Annotated in this window: 1 pseudogene; it reads right to left on the bottom strand. The window is 70.7% G+C overall.

Features of this window, described 5'->3' with window-relative positions:
• Positions 1-221, bottom strand: a pseudogene (locus ACDELDRAFT_RS23365) (septum site-determining protein MinC); the annotation flags it as partial.
• Between the last annotated feature and the right edge of the window lie 423 nt (positions 222-644).

Raw genomic sequence — 644 nt, 5'->3', positions numbered from 1 at the left:
ATGGCGGCAAAGTCGATGGACGCTTCGGCCTCGCGCACGGGGGCCAGGTCGATCAGCACCGGGTCGTTGTCGAAAAAACCGGGGGCGTCGGCCACGCGCTCGGCCAGGTCGGCCGCGAACTGCGCGGCGTCGGTGGTCTTGAGCAGCACGGCCACCACGGGCAGCGAAGCGCTCTTGAGGTCAAAGCTGGTGCGGGCCGGGGCCGCCGTGGTAAGGGCCATGGGTGGGGTTTGGAAGGGGCGCGGAACCTGTTTCAGGAGGCGCAAAGTGTACCGTGGCCCCGTGTAAGCGCCTGTTCACTCTTTCACGGGTGACGGCACTGGGCCTTTGGCGCCGGAGTCATCGCATGGGCGGGCTCGAAGTCACGGCGCATCCCACCACCCCGCGACCGCCCACCGCCGCGCGGCGCGGTGGACGGATGCCGGCGTGGACGCGCCAGCCCGACGCGGCCGCTGCACAGAGCCGCCCACCCCTGCTGACGCGACCGTGCCCTCAGGGGGGACGCTTCGCCCATCGGTGTCCCCCTGTATATGCTGGACCCCGAACCCGCCCCTGCCTTGGAACCAACGCGCCGCCGCGGCAAAAAAAGCCGGGCAAGCCCGGCCGGAAGCCGTGAGCGCAGACTCAGTTGCGGTCGGCCCGCA

The sequence above is a fragment of the Acidovorax delafieldii 2AN genome (genome assembly GCF_000175235.1).
Classification (GTDB): Bacteria; Pseudomonadota; Gammaproteobacteria; order Burkholderiales; family Burkholderiaceae_C; genus Acidovorax; species Acidovorax delafieldii_B.
Note: the sequence above shows the minus strand (reverse complement) of the source record. Positions and strands in the feature narration are given on the sequence as shown.